This window comes from Kribbella alba, assembly GCF_039529635.1.
GTDB lineage: Bacteria > Actinomycetota > Actinomycetes > Propionibacteriales > Kribbellaceae > Kribbella > Kribbella alba.
In genome coordinates this window covers 47,070-62,637 of sequence record NZ_BAAANE010000010.1, presented here as the reverse complement: position 1 = coordinate 62,637, position 15,568 = coordinate 47,070, and the positions used below count along the sequence as shown (strand labels likewise).

Annotated in this window: 18 protein-coding genes and 1 riboswitch; of the genes, 15 read left to right on the top strand and 3 right to left on the bottom strand. The window is 67.7% G+C overall.

Annotated features, from left to right (window positions below; genetic code table 11):
* Positions 1 to 723 precede the first annotated feature (723 nt).
* The 9 genes from ABD210_RS27450 to ribH all read left to right on the top strand — a co-directional run bounded on the left by ABD210_RS27450 (position 724) and on the right by ribH (position 8,643).
* On the top strand, positions 724 to 1,524 hold the full coding sequence (locus tag ABD210_RS27450) for a DUF969 domain-containing protein (protein ID WP_344115210.1): 801 nt from the start codon (positions 724 to 726) through the stop codon (positions 1,522 to 1,524).
* On the top strand, positions 1,521 to 2,501 hold the full coding sequence (locus tag ABD210_RS27445) for a DUF979 domain-containing protein (RefSeq protein WP_344115208.1): 981 nt from the start codon (positions 1,521 to 1,523) through the stop codon (positions 2,499 to 2,501). Before ABD210_RS27450 ends, ABD210_RS27445 begins: the two co-directional genes overlap by 4 nt.
* Positions 2,498 to 3,154 (top strand): pyroglutamyl-peptidase I, encoded by a 657-nt coding sequence (pcp, locus tag ABD210_RS27440; RefSeq protein WP_344115207.1) that lies wholly within the window; start codon positions 2,498 to 2,500, stop codon positions 3,152 to 3,154. Before ABD210_RS27445 ends, pcp begins: the two co-directional genes overlap by 4 nt.
* Entirely contained in the window at positions 3,151 to 4,158 is a 1,008-nt protein-coding gene (locus tag ABD210_RS27435; RefSeq protein WP_344115206.1) for a DUF2891 domain-containing protein, read from the top strand. Before pcp ends, ABD210_RS27435 begins: the two co-directional genes overlap by 4 nt.
* Positions 4,159 to 4,249: 91 nt before the next feature.
* A riboswitch (FMN riboswitch) is annotated at positions 4,250 to 4,381 on the top strand.
* Positions 4,382 to 4,571: 190 nt separating this feature from the next.
* Positions 4,572 to 5,627 (top strand): bifunctional diaminohydroxyphosphoribosylaminopyrimidine deaminase/5-amino-6-(5-phosphoribosylamino)uracil reductase RibD, encoded by a 1,056-nt coding sequence (ribD, locus tag ABD210_RS27430; RefSeq protein WP_344115204.1) that lies wholly within the window; start codon positions 4,572 to 4,574, stop codon positions 5,625 to 5,627.
* Complete coding sequence (locus ABD210_RS27425) at positions 5,627 to 6,256, top strand: riboflavin synthase (protein ID WP_344115202.1); 630 nt, start codon at positions 5,627 to 5,629, stop codon at positions 6,254 to 6,256. Before ribD ends, ABD210_RS27425 begins: the two co-directional genes overlap by 1 nt.
* Entirely contained in the window at positions 6,253 to 6,933 is a 681-nt protein-coding gene (pnuC, locus tag ABD210_RS27420; RefSeq protein WP_344115200.1) for a nicotinamide riboside transporter PnuC, read from the top strand. The genes ABD210_RS27425 and pnuC overlap by 4 nt, the downstream gene beginning before the upstream one ends.
* A gap of 1 nt (position 6,934) precedes the next feature.
* Positions 6,935 to 8,173, top strand: coding sequence for a bifunctional 3,4-dihydroxy-2-butanone-4-phosphate synthase/GTP cyclohydrolase II (locus tag ABD210_RS27415; RefSeq protein WP_344115198.1), 1,239 nt, complete (start codon positions 6,935 to 6,937; stop codon positions 8,171 to 8,173).
* Positions 8,173 to 8,643 carry a 6,7-dimethyl-8-ribityllumazine synthase gene (ribH, locus tag ABD210_RS27410; RefSeq protein ID WP_344115197.1) on the top strand — a complete coding sequence of 157 codons (471 nt, stop codon included), beginning with the start codon at positions 8,173 to 8,175 and terminating at the stop codon, positions 8,641 to 8,643. Before ABD210_RS27415 ends, ribH begins: the two co-directional genes overlap by 1 nt.
* 46 nt (positions 8,644 to 8,689) lie before the next feature.
* Here ribH and ABD210_RS27405 read toward each other — a convergent pair whose 3' ends face one another.
* A complete protein-coding gene (locus ABD210_RS27405; protein ID WP_344115195.1) occupies positions 8,690 to 9,646 on the bottom strand; it encodes a hypothetical protein in 957 nt (318 codons plus the stop codon).
* 61 nt (positions 9,647 to 9,707) lie between these two features.
* On the opposite strand from ABD210_RS27405, the gene ABD210_RS27400 reads away from it, so the two are divergent.
* The gene (locus ABD210_RS27400) at positions 9,708 to 10,682 is read left to right on the top strand and encodes a helix-turn-helix transcriptional regulator (protein WP_344115193.1); all 975 of its coding nucleotides are present in this window, start codon (positions 9,708 to 9,710) and stop codon (positions 10,680 to 10,682) included.
* Here ABD210_RS27400 and ABD210_RS27395 read toward each other — a convergent pair.
* A complete protein-coding gene (locus ABD210_RS27395) occupies positions 10,670 to 11,104 on the bottom strand; it encodes a MarR family transcriptional regulator (RefSeq protein WP_344115191.1) in 435 nt (144 codons plus the stop codon). The two genes, ABD210_RS27400 and ABD210_RS27395, sit on opposite strands and share 13 nt — an antisense overlap.
* Before the next feature lie 141 nt (positions 11,105 to 11,245).
* On the opposite strand from ABD210_RS27395, the gene ABD210_RS27390 reads away from it, so the two are divergent.
* Together ABD210_RS27390 and ABD210_RS27385 are read left to right on the top strand one after the other, a co-directional pair.
* Complete coding sequence (locus ABD210_RS27390) at positions 11,246 to 12,073, top strand: NAD(P)H-binding protein (protein WP_344115188.1); 828 nt, start codon at positions 11,246 to 11,248, stop codon at positions 12,071 to 12,073.
* The gene (locus ABD210_RS27385; protein WP_344115187.1) at positions 12,070 to 12,615 is read left to right on the top strand and encodes an anthrone oxygenase family protein; all 546 of its coding nucleotides are present in this window, start codon (positions 12,070 to 12,072) and stop codon (positions 12,613 to 12,615) included. The genes ABD210_RS27390 and ABD210_RS27385 overlap by 4 nt, the downstream gene beginning before the upstream one ends.
* Here ABD210_RS27385 and ABD210_RS27380 read toward each other — a convergent pair.
* A complete protein-coding gene (locus ABD210_RS27380; RefSeq protein ID WP_344115186.1) occupies positions 12,581 to 13,678 on the bottom strand; it encodes a P1 family peptidase in 1,098 nt (365 codons plus the stop codon). The genes ABD210_RS27385 and ABD210_RS27380 overlap by 35 nt on opposite strands.
* Before the next feature lie 275 nt (positions 13,679 to 13,953).
* Here ABD210_RS27380 and ABD210_RS27375 point away from each other — a divergent pair, with 275 nt between their 5' ends.
* Genes ABD210_RS27375 through ABD210_RS27365 form a run of 3 tightly spaced genes read left to right on the top strand, consistent with a single transcriptional unit; the run spans position 13,954 to position 15,568 of the window.
* Positions 13,954 to 14,217, top strand: coding sequence for a phosphoribosyl-ATP diphosphatase (locus tag ABD210_RS27375; RefSeq protein WP_344115184.1), 264 nt, complete (start codon positions 13,954 to 13,956; stop codon positions 14,215 to 14,217).
* A 47-nt stretch (positions 14,218 to 14,264) separates the two neighbouring features.
* A complete protein-coding gene (gene hisG, locus ABD210_RS27370; protein WP_344115182.1) occupies positions 14,265 to 15,113 on the top strand; it encodes an ATP phosphoribosyltransferase in 849 nt (282 codons plus the stop codon).
* The gene (locus ABD210_RS27365) at positions 15,101 to 15,568 is read left to right on the top strand and encodes a PH domain-containing protein (protein ID WP_344115181.1); all 468 of its coding nucleotides are present in this window, start codon (positions 15,101 to 15,103) and stop codon (positions 15,566 to 15,568) included. The genes hisG and ABD210_RS27365 overlap by 13 nt, the downstream gene beginning before the upstream one ends.

Sequence of the window (15,568 nt, the reverse complement as noted above, 5' to 3'; positions counted from 1 at the left end):
CCCCACTGCACCGAATTCCACCCCGACACCGACTGAGACGGGGACGGAATGTCTACTCAACTTGTGATATGTCGGGTCCACTGGGACTCCGCTGCCGCTTCCGTGCTGAAAGGTGGCCGCAGTGTTACTGGTCAGGGTCGCACCGTAACAACCAGCCGCGATTGCTCCGCGCCGCATGCTCCGGCGGTGTGACGGACCGCACGCTGTACTGCCGACCAGCTGGTACTGCGTCCAGTCGTTGCCCGAGGCATCGACGCTAGCTCAAGTGGCCTCGAGGGCCAGCGGCGAAGGCCTTGGGTTCATACCTCCGCGGATTCCTGGCGGTGCGATCTGGTCGATATGGCGCGCGACGGCGCGATCGCCCCTAGGTCGGCTGTCGACGGTGAGCAGCGTGCCGAGTGTGAGGAGTGTGCGGACGAGTGTGCGAGCCGTGTCGCTGGAAAACGCTTACCAAGGGCACGATCCGCACAGTCAATCCACCGGGTGGAGGGAGGGGACTCGGGCGTGCGGAGGGGCGGCCGGCGAAGGGGGTGACGGGGGCCGGGGAAGGGTGGAGGTAGTCCGGGGGGGCTGAACCGGTTTACATGTTCGACTCATGATCTTCATAAAATTAACCCGCCGCCCCATTGTAGGGTTGTTCAACAATCTACTAGCATCGCCGCTGGCTCGGGACCCCCGGCCACCTCGAGGTGGCCGTCTACCTGCAAGAGCGGAGGCAAGTGCGTGCTGGTGCTCATCGGAGTTGTCCTGGTTGTCGCGGGATTCGCGCTACGACTCAACCCACTCGTGGTCGTCACGACGGCCGGAATAGTCACCGGTCTGCTCGGTGGCCTCAGTCCACTGAGGATCCTGAACGAGTTCGGCAACGGGTTCGCCGGCAGTCGTTCGGTGACCTTGTTCGTGGTGGTTCTGCCGGTCATCGGTCTGATCGAGCGGTTCGGACTGCAGGAGCAGGCGCGCCTGCTGATCGGGAAGCTCACCTTCCTCACCGCCGGCCGGTTGCTGGCGACGTACCACTTGATTCGCCAAGTCACGGCAGCGCTGGGGCTGTTGTCGTTCGGAGGACACGCCCAGACGATCCGGCCGCTGGTCTACCCGATGGCCGAGGGTGCCGCTGAGCGGAAGTACGGCCGGGCGCTGCCTGAGAAGGTGGTGGAGAAGCTCAAGGGGCACGCCGGCGCGGTGGACAACGTCGCCGCGTTCTTCGGTGAGGACATCTTCGTCGCGGTCGGCTCGATCCTGCTGATCACCGGCTTCGTCGACGCGACGTACGGGCTGAAGCTCGACGCCCTGCAGATCGCCTTGTGGGCCATCCCGACCGCGCTCTGCGCGTTGGTGATCCACGCCGGACGATTGCTGTACTTCGATCGCCAGATCGACCGGATGATGGCGGTGCTGCCGAGTCCGGCACTGGCCGCCCCGACGGCGAGGATCGGCCTGGAAGCGCACGATGACGAGACCGCGCTCAGCCTCGCCGAGACCGGCGAGGTCGCGACGGCGGACCGGTCGGAGGGTGACCGATGATCAAGGTCGAGTGGTTCTACTGGCTGTGTGGCTTCATGTTCCTGTTCGGCGCCGTGCTGACACTGCGCGACAGCGCCAACAGCAAGCGGCACGGCAGCGCTGCCTTCTGGGGGTTGCTCGGAATCTCCTTCATCTATGGGACCTTCGTGGTCAACAAGACAGCTCCGGCCTGGATCCTCGGCCTCGTGGTGATCGGAATGACCGTCCTGGTCGGCACCCGGCAACTCGCCACCGGCACGGTAGGCTCGGCGACCATCGCGGAGAAGACCGCGGCCGCGGCGCGGTTCGGCAACCGCTTGTTCATCCCGCCGCTCATCATCCCGGTGGGCGCGGTGATCTTCGCGGTCGTTCTCGCCAAGGTCCGTATCGGCGACAAGCCGCTGCTCGAGACCGGTATGGACACGCTGATCGGTCTTGGTGTCGCCTCGATCGTGGCTGTCGTCATCGGCGTCGTGATGTTGCGGCCGAAGTCCCCGCTGGTGCCGTTGACCGACGGTCATCGGCTGCTCGAGGTGATCGGCTGGGCGGCTATCCTGCCGCAGATGCTGGCCACTCTCGGCGGCCTGTTCAATGTCGCAGGCGTCGGTCACGCGGTCGGCACGATCACCAAGGCGATCCTGCCGTCGGGTTCCCTGTTCGGTTCGGTCGTCGTGTACTGCGTGGGCATGGCGGTCTTCACCGTGATCATGGGGAACGCCTTCGCCGCCTTCCCGATCATGACCGCGGCGATCGGCTATCCCGTGCTCGTGCAGAACTTCCACGGCAACGTCGCCGCGGTCTTCGCGATCGGGATGCTGGCGGGTTACTGCGGCACCCTGGTCACCCCGATGGCCGCGAACTTCAACTTGGTTCCGGTGGCGCTGCTGGACATCAAGGACCGGTACGGCGTGATCAAGGCGCAGATCCCGACCGCCATCCCGCTGCTCTTCTGCAACATCGCCCTGATGTACTTCCTAGCGTTCGGAGTGCTGAAGTGATCTCACCAAAGGTGCTGCTGACGGGCTTCACGCCCTTCGGCGGCGACAAGATCAACCCGTCCTGGCTGGCAGTGCGCCAGGTGGCCGAGGCTCGTCCGACCGAGGTCCGTGCGGTCGAGATCCCGACGGTCTTCGCCACCGCGATCAGTGACCTCGAGGCGGCCATCAGGGGGCACCGCCCCGAGGTGGTGATCTGCGTCGGGCTCGCCAACGGCCGCCCCGCGATCACACCCGAGCGAGTAGCCATCAACATCAACGACGCGGACCTCGAGGACAACGCCGGCGAGCAGCCGATCGACGTACCGATCGTGCCGGGTGGTCCCGCGGCCTACTTCACCAACCTTCCGCTCAAGGACAGCGTTGCGGCGATGCGCGCGGCCGGCCTGCCGGCGAAGGTCTCGGACACCGCCGGCACCTTCGTGTGCAACAACATCTTCTACGGGCTGATGCACCTGATCGCCACCAAGTACCCCGGCCTGCGGGGCGGGTTCATCCACGTGCCGCATGCCCCGGAGCAGGTGCCCGACGGAAACGGGCCCAGCCTGTCGATCGAGCAGATCGCTCAGGGTGTGAGCATCATGGTCGACACCTGTCTGGCGCCTGGCGCCAACTTGGTGCAGCCCCATCGGCCACAGGTTCGCAGTACGAGATGACCACGGTCTCCGAGCAGGCGCCGCAGTACGCCAAGATCGCGCTGCACAATCTGGCCACCGACTTTCCCCAGCACCTCGACCATCTGTGTCTCGACGCAGGGGACAACCCGAGCCCCCGTGAGCTGCATCCCGCGTTCCATTCGTCCTTCGACTGGCACTCGTGCGTTCACATGCACTGGCTGCTGGTGCGGCTGGTCTCCGACTGGCCGGACGCGGTGGACGCTGAGCAGATCCGCGCGGCGCTCGACGAGAACCTGACGCCGTCCGCGTTGGGCGTCGAGGCCGCGTACTTGCGCGGCGCCCCTAGCTTCGAACGTCCGTACGGCTGGGCGTGGGCGATGCTGCTGGCGGCGGCCGTTGCCAACAGCTCCGATCCGGCGGCGAAGCGATGGGTCGACGCGATCGAGCCGCTGGCGGATGCGGTCGAGGAGCTGACCGTCGACTGGCTGCGGCAGTCCGCCCTGCCGGTGCGCCACGGGGTGCACTCGAACACCGCCTTCGCGCTGTCGCTGATGATCGACGCGGGCCGCGCCCTCGGCCGGGACGAATTGGTGGCCGCCTGCCGGGCGAAGGCACTGGCCTGGTTCCGCGACGACCGGGACTATCCGCTCCGCTGGGAGCCGAGCGGCGAGGACTTCCTCTCGCCGGCCCTCAGCGAGGCCGACCTGATGCGCCGGGTGCTCTCGTCCGAGGAGTACCCGGGCTGGCTCGACGCGTTCCTGCCCGGCCTGACCCGGGGCGATACCCCGCTGGAGCCGGTGGCGGTGCGCTATCCGACCGACGGCCGCCAGGGTCACCTCCAGGGTTTGAACCTGACCCGCGCCTGGCAGCTGTCGGAACTGTCCACCGCCCTGCCGGCCGGTGACCCACGACAGCCGGTACTACGAGCCGCAGCCGAACGCCACCTGGACACGGCTCTGCCAGGTGTCGTCAGCGGCGACTTCGTTCACGACCACTGGCTCGCCACCTTCGCCTACCTGGCCCTCGGCGGCCCCCTCGTCTGACGGAGGAGCCGAGCGGGGATGTTCAGGATGTGACCCATGTCCTGGTCAGGGTTGCGGGGAGTGGCACACTTGAACCACGAGTGAACCCACTCGCGTGCTCCGGGGTCGGTGTAATTCCGAGCCGGCGGTGATAGTCCGCGACCCGGTCGTTGTAGTTCGGCGGCCGGTTGACCTGGTGGAATTCCGGGACCGACGGTGAAAGTCCGGATGGGAGGCGCACGCGATCGGCGGGTAGCGCTCTGGCGTCCGGACGACGCGGCTTCGGTCGCGTTGCGCGATCGAGAGATCGCGACCGAACAGCCTGCGGGCCGCAGGAAAGGGCGAGCAGGCACGACGGGTCCAGTACGTCGGGGTAGCGTGCGCGCCGGTTGTCACGACCCCGGTGCGCGTCCGTGACAACGAGGGACCCGTCAGTGAAGAACGCCTCGCCGATCGACATCGCGTGGATGCGTCGCGCCGTCGAACTCGCCTCCCATGGCATCGGCAGCACGCATCCGAATCCGGTGGTCGGCTGTGTCATCACCAACCGCGAGGGTCACCCGGTGGGGGAGGGATTCCACGCGATCTCCGGGGGACCGCACGCCGAGGTCGAAGCGCTGCGGATGGCGGGGAGCCAGGCCCGCGGCGGTACGGCGTACGTGACGCTGGAGCCGTGTAACCACACCGGCCGGACCGGGCCGTGTTCCGACGCCCTGATCGAAGCGGGGATCGCGCGCGTCGTGTACGCCGTACCGGATCCCAACCGGGAGGCGTCGGGTGGAGCCGAGAAGCTCAGCAGCAAGAACATCCAGGTCGAGCAGGGCGTGCTCCAGGACGAGGCCGAGGCGGTCAACCAGGTCTGGTTGCACTCGATCCGTGTCGGCCGACCTTTCGTGACCTGGAAGTTCGCCACCACCCTGGACGGTCGCAGCGCGGCTCCGGACCGGTCGAGCAGGTGGATCACGGGGCCGCTCGCCCGTGCCGACGTGCACCGCAAGAGAGCCGAGTGCGACGCGATCGCGGTCGGCACCCAGACAGTGCTGGACGACGATCCCGAGCTGACGGTCCGCGACGAGCAGGACAACCCGGTCGGGCGCCAGCCGCTCAGAGTGGTCGTCGGCGACCGGGACGTGCCGGTGACCGCGCGGGTTCGCAACGACCGCGCCAAGACCTTGTTGCTGCCCACCCACGACCCCGCCGAGGTGCTGCGCCAGCTGGACGATCACCAGATCCGGCACCTCTGGCTCGAAGGCGGCCCGACGCTGGCCGCCGCTTTCCTCCGCGCCCGCCTGGTCGATCAGATCGTCGCGTACATCGCGCCGGCGGTCCTCGGCTCGGGGTTCTCCGCCATCGGGGACCTGGGTGCGGAATCTATCGACCACTTGCGGCGGTTCCATCTTGCGGACGTCACTCGTCTCGGCGACGACGTCCGGCTCACCCTCACGCCGCTCGAACCAGCTAACGCACGGACCCCCACTGGAGGGCACTGATGTTCACCGGAATCGTCGAAGAGCTCGGCACGGTCGAGTCGCTCGACCTGCTCGAGGGTGAGGCCGCCCGACTCACGATCCTGGGACCGCTCGTCACCGAGGACGCCAAGCACGGGGACTCGATCTCGGTCAACGGCTGCTGTCTGACTGTGATCGAGACCGGTGACGGCTCCTTCACCGCGGACGTGATGCGCGAGACGCTGCAACGCACCAGCCTCGGCAGGGTCGAGAAAGGCTCGAAGGTCAACCTCGAGCGAGCGGTCGCGGCGCACGCCAGGCTCGGCGGCCACATTGTGCAGGGCCACGTCGACGGCGTCGGCACCATCGCCGGCCGCGAGCCGGCCGAGCACTGGGAGGTCGTGCGCGTCGCCGCGCCGCCGGAGATCCTCCGGTACGTCGCGGAGAAGGGCTCGATCGCCGTCGACGGGGTGTCCCTCACGGTCACCGACGTCGACGACAGCACTGGAACCTTCGGGATCAGCCTGATCCCGACCACCCTCGACCTCACCGTCCTCGGCCGCAACAAGGTCGGCGACACGGTGAACCTCGAGGTCGACGTGATCGCCAAGTACGTCGAGCGCCTGCTCACCGCGGGCGGATCCGACGCCGTTGCTGGAGGCAAGGAATGAACTTCACGAACTGGTTGCTGCATGAGCAGGTGACCATCGCCGGCTCGCCGGTGCTGGTCCGGGAGATCGTCGGCAACGTCTTCGGGCTCGCGAGCGCCCTGTTCGGCATGCGCCGGCTGGTCGCCGCGTGGCCGGTCGGCATCATCGGCAACGTGCTGCTGTTCACGGTCTTCGTCGGCGGGCTGTTCGACACCCCGCAGGACAAGGATCTCTGGGGCCAGGCCGGGCGGCAGGTCTTCTTCGCCCTGGTCAGTCTCTACGGCTGGTACCGCTGGTACCAGACCCGCCACAGCGGCGCCGGCACCGGAGTACAGCCGCGTTGGGCGACGACAAGGGAGCGCCTGGAGTTGCTCGGCGTCGCAGTGGTCCTCTACGCGATCGCGTACCCCGTCCTGAAGGCGCTGGGCTCGTGGGGTCCGCAGTGGGACGCGTGGATCCTGACCGGCTCGATCCTGGCCACCTACGGGATGGCCCGGGGCTTCGTCGAGTTCTGGTTGATCTGGATCGCGGTCGACGTGGTCGGCGTACCGCTGCTCGTGCAGGCGAAGTTCTACCCGTCGGCCAGCATGTACGTCGTCTACGGGTTGTTCTGCGTCATCGGGTTCGCAACCTGGTCGCGGATCCAGAGCCGGGCAGCGGCGTCCGCGTCCACGCCCGAGCCAGTGGTGGTGGGCTGACATGGGCGAGGTGCTGAAGCTCGACACGATCGAGCACGCGATCGACGAGATCCGCGCGGGCCGTCCGGTCATCGTGGTGGACGACGAGGACCGGGAGAACGAGGGCGACCTGGTCTTCGCGGCCTCCAAGGCGACCCCGGAGCTGCTGGCCTTCCTGATCCGCTACAGCTCGGGAGTAGTCTGCGTGCCGATGGAGGCGGCCGAGCTCGACCGGCTCGGCATCCCCCTGATGACTCCGCACAACCGCGAGCGCCTGAGGACGGCGTACACGATCTCCGTGGATGCGCGGGACAAGGTGACCACCGGAATCTCGGCGGCGGACCGGGCCCGGACCATCCGGGTGCTCGCGGACTCAGCGTCCGAGTCCTACGACCTGGTCCAGCCGGGGCACATCTTCCCCCTCCGCGCGCGGGAGGGCGGCGTACTGGTGCGGCCCGGTCACACCGAGGCGTCCCTGGATCTGGCCAGAATGGCCGGGCTCAGGCCGTCCGCGGCGATCGCCGAACTGGTGAACGACGACGGCACGATGAAGCGTGGCGGAGATCTTCGGAAGTTCGCGGACGAGCACGGCCTGGTACTCATCTCGATCGAGGACCTGATCCGCTACCGGCGCCGGACCGAGAGCCAGATCAAGCGCGTCGCGACCACTACGCTGCCGACCCGGTACGGCGACTTCGTTGCCCACGGCTACCGGAACACCGTTGACGGCTCTGAGCAGCTGGCTCTGGTCCGTGGTGAGATCGGAGCCGGGCCGACGCTGGTACGGCTGCACTCCGAATGCCTGACCGGCGACGTGTTCGGATCGCTGCGGTGCGATTGCGGTCCCCAGCTGGACGAGGCGATGCGCCAGGTCGCGGCCGAGGGTGGCGTCGTGGTCTACCTGCGCGGACACGAGGGCCGGGGGATCGGCCTGCTGCACAAGCTGCAGGCGTACGAGTTGCAGGACGCGGGCCGCGACACGGTCGACGCGAACCTCGATCTCGGGTTGCCAGCGGATGCTCGTGACTACGGCACCGGCGCGCAGATCCTGGCCGACCTGGGGATCACCTCGGTGAAGCTGCTGACGAACAACCCGGACAAGCTGGCCGGCGTACAGGGCTATGGCATCGACGTGGTGGAGCGCCGGGGGATCTCGATCGATCCGACCGAACACAACCTGCGGTACCTGCGGACCAAGCGCGACCGGATGGGGCACCACCTGCCCGGCGGCGTACTGACTGACGAGAACGGAGCCGGCTGATGTCGGGTAGTGGAGCACCCACGATCGAGACTCCGCGCGCTGAAGGGGTCCGGGTCGCGGTCGTCGCCGCGCAGTGGCACCCGAAGGTGACCGATTCGCTGGTCGCCGGGGCCGAGCGGGCGTTGAGCGAGTCCGGAGTGACGGATTACAAGGTGATCCGGGTGCCCGGCTCGTTCGAGCTGCCGGTTGCGGCGTTGCACGCGGCCAAGGGTGGGTACGACGCGGTGGTCGCGCTGGGCGTGGTCATCCGCGGGGATACGCCGCACTTCGAGTACGTGTGCCAGGCGGCGACCGACGGCCTGATGCAGGTGTCGGTGACCACCGGCGTCCCGGTGGGATTCGGGTTGCTCACCTGTGACAACGACCCCCAGGCCCTCGACCGTGCCGGCCTTCCGGACAGCCGCGAGGACAAGGGCTACGAGTCCACCCAGGCGGCACTTTCCACCTTGCTTGCCACCCGCAACCTTTAGCGAGACCCCTGGCCCCTTCCTTCACGGACGGAAGGGGCCAGGAGGCTCAGGCGGTGCGGGTGTGGCTCATCTGCCAGTTGGAGATCCAGGTCTGGCCGCCGTCGGTGGAGAAGAGTTGCTCCCAGGAGGCCTTCTGGTCACCCGGGGTCCACACGAAGCGGACGTGGATGGGCTGACCCTCCCACTCGTCCGGACCCTCGAAGAATCCGACGCCGTCCGAACCGAACGCGCCGATCACCGGCGTCTCCAGGTTGCCGCGCAGGCTGTTGATCCAGTGGATCGACCACGTCTTCGCGACCGGGTCGTACAGCCGGAAGGTCGCGCCGCGGAAGCCCTCGGTCGGGAACCACCCCTCGTCGAAGCTGACCGCTCCGTCGAAGTAGGTGTAGCCCACCATCTTGGCGTCCATCTCGTACCACTCGGCGTTGTCGGCGAGTGCCGGCTTGCGGCGGCGGTTGTGGAAGTCCCACTCGCCGACCAGGAAGTCGAAGTCGCTCGTCGGCTTCGGTAGGTCGAGCCGTGGCGGGGCGGTCTTGCGACGGGTGAAGTCCATCGTCCAGTTGAGTTCCCAGGTCTCGCCGCCGTCGACCGAGAACGCCTGCACCCAGTGGGCCGTGCTGTCGGTGATGTCGCACCACCGGTAGCTCGCGAGGATCGGGCGACCTTCGTGCTCATCCTCGCCGACCAACCAGCATGATCCATCCGCCCAACGGCCGCGGACCGGCGGGAACAGCTCGTACGTCTTGCTGTTGATCCAGTAGATCGACCATTCCTTCTCCACCGGGTCGAACAGCCGCAGCGACATCCCGTAGAAGCCCTTGGCCGGGAACTGCATCTCGTCGATGCTGACAGCCCCGTCGAAGTGGGTCCGCGCGCTGCACGTGCCCAGATGCTCCTCCCACTCGTCGCTCCCGGTCAGCGGCTTGATGAGCTGCCGGTGCACCACGTCGAAGTGCCCGTTCAAGAAGTCGAAGTCAGCGGTTTCCTTGGTCCATGTGGTCATGTCCTGAGCCTGACCGGTAAACCTGACATCGAGTGGCAGTGTTCAGGGCTAACCTCGAACCATGCGTTCGAGTCGCTTGTTGTCGATCCTGCTCCTGCTGCAGACCCGCAGGCGGCTGAGCGCGCGCGAGCTGGCCGAAGAGTTGGAGGTCTCACTCCGCACGATCTATCGCGATGTCGAGGCGCTCGCCGCCGCCGGAGTGCCTGTGTACGCCGACCAGGGCCGCGCGGGCGGATACCGCCTGGTCGACGGCTACCGCACCAGGCTGACGGGGCTGACCGAGCAAGAAGCCGCCGCGCTGTTCATGGTCGGCATGCCTGGCCCCGCTGCCGCCCTCGGCCTCAGCGAGCAGACCAGTGGGGCTGAGCTCAAACTGCTGGCGGCCCTCGCGCCGGACCAACGCGACCGCGCCGGGCGCTTGAAGAACCGCTTCTACCTCGACATGCCGGCCTGGTATCGCGAGGCCGAGGACTCACCTCACCTCGCGGCGATCGCCGAGGCCGTGCTGCACGATCGCCGGATCAAGGTGCTCTACCGTCGCTGGGAGGCGCCACGCGAAGTCGAAAGACTCCTCGACCCGTACGGCCTCGTGCTGAAGAACGGCAGCTGGTACGTCGTAGCCGCCGCGCCCGGGGGGTTGCGGACGTATCGCGTCTCGAACGTCCTCGACCTGACCGCGACCGACGAGGTGTTCTCCAGACCACCGGCGTTCGACCTCGCGAAGCACTGGCAGGAACATCTCGACCAGTTCGAGGAGCGGCGATTCACCGCGCACGCCCTGGTCCGGATCTCGTCCGCGCTGGTGGCCCGGCTGACCGATCTGTCGGCCTCTCTGTTGCTGAAGGCAATTGCCGACGCCGCTGCCGAACCGGCCGAGGACGGCAGTATCACGGTCGCAGTACCGATCGAGTCCGTTGCCAACGCGGCGACGCAGCTTGTGCGCTACGGGAACGCGCTCGAAGTGCTGGAACCCCTTGAACTGCGGGCGGAACTCACCCGCCTGGCCCGCTCACTGGTCGAGCTCTACGAGTCCTGAGCCAGCTTGGCGGTCGACTCGCGACCAGCCTCGGCGCTGCGCTGGAGGAAGTCGGAGATCACCTCGAGCTCCTTCTCGCTGTAGTTCGCGCAGATCTCGTCCATCGCGCTGTTCATGCCCCGGTAGAGACGGAAGACCTCGACATTGCGGTCCGGCAGCGTCCGGATGCTGACGCTGCGGCGATCGGCCGGGTCGCGGTCGCGCGCGATCCAGCCGCCGCGCTCCAGGCGGTCCAGGATGCCGGTCAGCGTGGCCGGGTGCAGACCGACCTGACGAGCCAGCGCGCTCGGGGTCAGCGGCCCGTTCTTGCCGAGCACGTCCAGGCAGTCCAGGTCGATGTCCTTCAATGCGAGCCGACCGCCCACCTGGTGGTTCAGCAGCGCGAGCTGGATCCGCAGCTCACGCAGTGAGTCCTTGATCACGGTCGTCGCCCGGCGTCGGAGCCGCGCATCACTAGATTGTCTCGATTCCATATATTATGATTCCCATATTATACGACTTACGGAGCAGCTGATGCGGGAACCGTACCGCAGATCGGCCTGCGCCAGGAGAGAGAGCAACGGATGAAGATTCTGATCACCGGAGCGAGTGGAAAGGTCGGCCGTGAGCTGACGGACCTGCTGGTCGCCGGGGAGGTCGAGGTCACCGCGGTCACCCGCGACCCGGCGCGGGCCGCCCTACCCGAACCGGCACACGTGGTTTCCGCGCCGGTGTACGACGGCATCGACGCGATGTTCCTCAACCTCGCCGCTGTCGGAGCCGCGCTGCCTGACGTGCTGGCCGACGCCGCAGCTCACGGCGTACGGCGGGCTGTGCTGCTGTCCGCGATCACGGTCGAGTACGGCGGCGGATACCGCAGGTTCGCCGAGGCATTCCGGGCGGCGGAGGAGGTCGTGCGGTCCTCCGGGCTGGAGTGGACCTTCCTGCGACCGAGCCAGTTCGCCTCCAACGCGTTGGTGTGGGCGCCGCAGATCCGCGCGACCGGGAAGGTGCGCACGGCGTACGGCGAAGCGGCGTACTCGCCGATCCACCCCGTGGACGTCGCGGCGGTGGCAGCGCTGGCTCTGCAGGACGAGGAGTCTGCGGGGCAGGCCTATGCAATGACAGGGCCCGAGTCCCTGACGCAGCGGGACCAGGTCGAGCTGATCGGCAAGGCGCTCGGGCAGCCGGTGGAGTTCGAGGAGATCACCTTCGAGCAGGCGAAGCAGGCCATGCTCGACCAGGGAGTCCCGGCCGATATCCCGGACCGGATGTACGGATATCTGGCGGAGTGCCTGGCTCAGCCGGCGCCTTCCACGACGGCAGTCGCCGACCTGCTCGGCCGGCCGGCTCTCGACTTCGCGGACTGGGCTGTCGAACACTCGCCTGCCTTCCGGGCGGAGGTCTCGTGAGCATCAACAGCCCCCGTACTACGGCTGCCGGCGCTCAGGTGACAGTCAGGTCAGCGGGCGCCGGCGCCAAGTTGGTGCGTGGAGCGAGCCTCCTCTTTACGGGGCTGTTCTCGGGGTTCCTGCTTGGCGTGCTCGTCCTGGAGAAGTCGTTGCGGGCGGACGACGCCGCCGTCTACACGCAAGTGCGGCAGGTCGAGCTCGATTCGCTGGACAAGCTGGCGTCTGCCACCTTGATCCCGGCGCTGGTCTGCACCGCGATCGTCGCCGTCTTGACGATCAGGGCCAGAGGCAACGACCGGTGGTTCGTGCTGGCAGCAGTCGCGTTGCTGGTGCTGGTCTTCGCTACCTCGCTGGCGGTCAACCTGCCGATCAATGGGGATCAGGCGGACTGGTCGGTGCAGGCTCCGCCGGCGGACTGGGCGAGCGTGCGGGACCGGTGGCAGTTTGCCCATGCGGTCCGCACCGTCTCGGCAGTGCTGGCGTTCTGCTCGCTGATCTTCGGCCTGCTCAGGTCAGGACGCCGGCCGTCCTCAAACGACTGAGCAGTACGTCGTGGGGGAGTGCGTGGCGGGTGTTGCCGCGGAAGCCGGTGACGGTGTGAGCCATGGTCAACGAGTTCAACAAGGCCTCCTCGGTCGCCTCCATCACCGCCTGGAACAGACTGAACAACTCCCGCTCCGGCACTCCACCGCTCGCCGGAGCCGCACCGTTCGCCGGAGCCGCAGCGCTCGCCGGAGCCGCAGCGCTCGCCGGGGCAGCACCGCTCGCCGGGGCCGCAGCGCTCGCCGGGGCCCCGGCGGCGACCGACGGGGCCGTGCTGAAGGCAATGGCGTAGTCACCGCTGCCGGGCGCGAAGTCCGAGCCGACGCGGCCCATCGCGAAGACTGCCCGTCGCGCGATCCGGCCGAGTTGGCGGGCGTCGAGCGGCAGGTCGGTGGCGACGACGATCATGCACGAGTTTCCGGTTGGTACACCCAGCACATCCCGCGCCGGGATCGGTGTGCCGAGCACGGTCAGCGTCCCGGAGAAGTTGGCCTGCACCAACACTCCGACCACACCACCTGCGGCCTGGCGGGACGACGTACCGATGCCGGCCTTGAAACCGAGGGCTGTTGTGCCGGTGCCGGCGCCCACGCAACCTTCGGCCGGCAGGTCGGACGAGGCCGACTCGAGCGCGTCGAAGACGTGCTGCGGGCTGATCGGACGGCGACGGATGTCCGAGAGGAAGCCGTCGTTGGTCTCTCCGACGACCGGGTTCAAGCTGGTCGCCGTGGGGTCGCGGTCGAGCAGCCAGGTCAGCAGGGCGTCGGCGACCCGGAAGACCGACAACGTGCCCGTCAGCAGGATCGGTGTCTCCACCACGCCGAGCTCGTCGATCTGCGTGGAGCCGACCAGCTTCCCGTAGCCGTTGCCTACTGCAACCGCCGTGGGGAGACCGGTGGCGAACCCAGCCGGCACGATCGCCGTCACACCGGTGTGCAGCTCGTTCCCGTCGTCGATCGTCGTCTGGCCGACCCGTACTCCCGGTACGTCGGTGATCGCGTTGAGTGTGCCTGTGGCCAGCGTGCCTGGGATGACTCCCAGGTCGCGAACTCGTGATGGCACCTGACCGGGGTGGTGGGGTGGGGTCGGCATTCGCACAGTAGCCATCGTCTCCCGAATGGCGGTTCAAAGTGGTTCTCCCGCACCGCACCTTCGAGGTCAGCCTCGAGCCGGCGTTCGGCGTACAGCTGCGGCGTGACGCCTGATCAGGGAAGTCCGCGCCTGGTAGGTCGGCGCCCACTCGGCGTCCCGATCGCCCACAGCCGCGGCCGCCGATGGTCCGGAGAACGAGACCTGATCAAAACCTCCGAGCAGCCGACGTTTAGGCTGGTCGGGCGATGAAGACCTTTGACGAACTCTTCGCCGAGCTGGGCGAGAAGGCGCTGACCCGACCGGAGGGCTCCGGCACGGTGGCAGCGCTGGATGCCGGCGTGCACACGATCGGCAAGAAGCTGGTCGAGGAGGCCGCCGAGTCCTGGATGGCCGCCGAGTACGAGGGCAAGGAACGGGCCGCGGAGGAGCTGAGCCAGCTGCTCTACCACGCGCAGGTGATGATGCACGCGCTCGGCCTGAGCCTCGACGACGTGTACCGACATCTGTAGGAGCCCCTACAGATCCCTCGGTTCACACCTTCAGAAAGGCCGTTTCCATGCTGCGCGTCGCAGTACCCAACAAGGGCTCGCTGAGCGAGGCCGCCACCGACATCCTGACCGAAGCCGGCTACAAACAGCGCCGGAGCACCAAGGACCTCGCGCTCACCGACACCGCGAACGAGGTCGAGTTCTACTACCTGCGCCCGCGCGACATCGCCGTCTACGTCGGCGAGGGGACCCTCGACGTCGGCATCTCCGGCCGTGACCTGGTGCTCGACTCGCACGCGGACGCGGAGGTGATCGTGGAGCTCGGGTTCGGCGCGTCCACCTTCCGGTTCGCCGGGCCGCCCGGGATCGCGGACTCCGTGAAAGACCTGTCCGGCAAGCGGGTCGCCACGTCGTACGCGGGAGTCCTCAAGGACCACCTGGCCGAGAACGGCGTCGAGGCGAGCGTGGTCCGGCTGGACGGAGCCGTCGAGAGCGCGGTCCAGTTGGGCGTCGCCGATGTGATCGCGGACGTCGTCGAGACCGGTACGACGCTGCGGCAGGCCGGGCTCGAGGTGTTCGGCGACCCGATCCTCAGGTCCGAGGCGGTGCTGATCAAGCGGCAAGGGGTGGAGACGCCGCCGAACGGGCTCGACCAGCTGGTCCGCAGGTTGCAGGGCGTCCTGGTCGCGCGCAACTACGTGATGATGGACTACGACATCCGCGTCGAGGCGGTGGACGCCGCGAACGAGGTCGCCCCGGGCCTCGAGTCGCCGACGGTCTCGCCGCTTCATCGGGAAGGCTGGGTCGCCGTCCGCGTGATGGTGCCCCGAGCCGAAGCCCAGCGGATCATGGACCAGCTCTGGGACATCGGCGCCCGCGCGATCCTCACCACCGATATCCACGCGTGCCGGATCTGACCCTGATGACGCCGCGGGCCCCGAAGGCCTTGTGGAGCTTCCATCCGAGGATCGTGGCACTGATGACGACCGTGATGGGGTTGTCGCTGATCGCCGTCTTCGGGGTGATCTGGTTCCGGCTGTCGGCGGAGTCGCGGGACACCTTCACCTGGTTCCAGCGGCTCACCCTGCTGGCGTTCTTCGGGGTCATCCTGTGGTTGCTCTACCGGATGGCCACGGTCCGCGTCACGGCGTACGACGACGCTTTGTCGATCCGCAACGTGTTCAAGTCCTACCGGATGCAGTGGACCGACGTGAAGGCGTTGCGGTTCAACGCGGGTGATCCCTGGCTGCAGCTGTTCGATGCCGACGGCAACCGAGTCGGAGTACTCGCGGTGCAGGCCTCCGAAGGCGCCCGGGCAAGCCGAGCGGCCAAGGAACTCGCCGCGGTGGCTCGCGCACACGGTGCTGGTTGA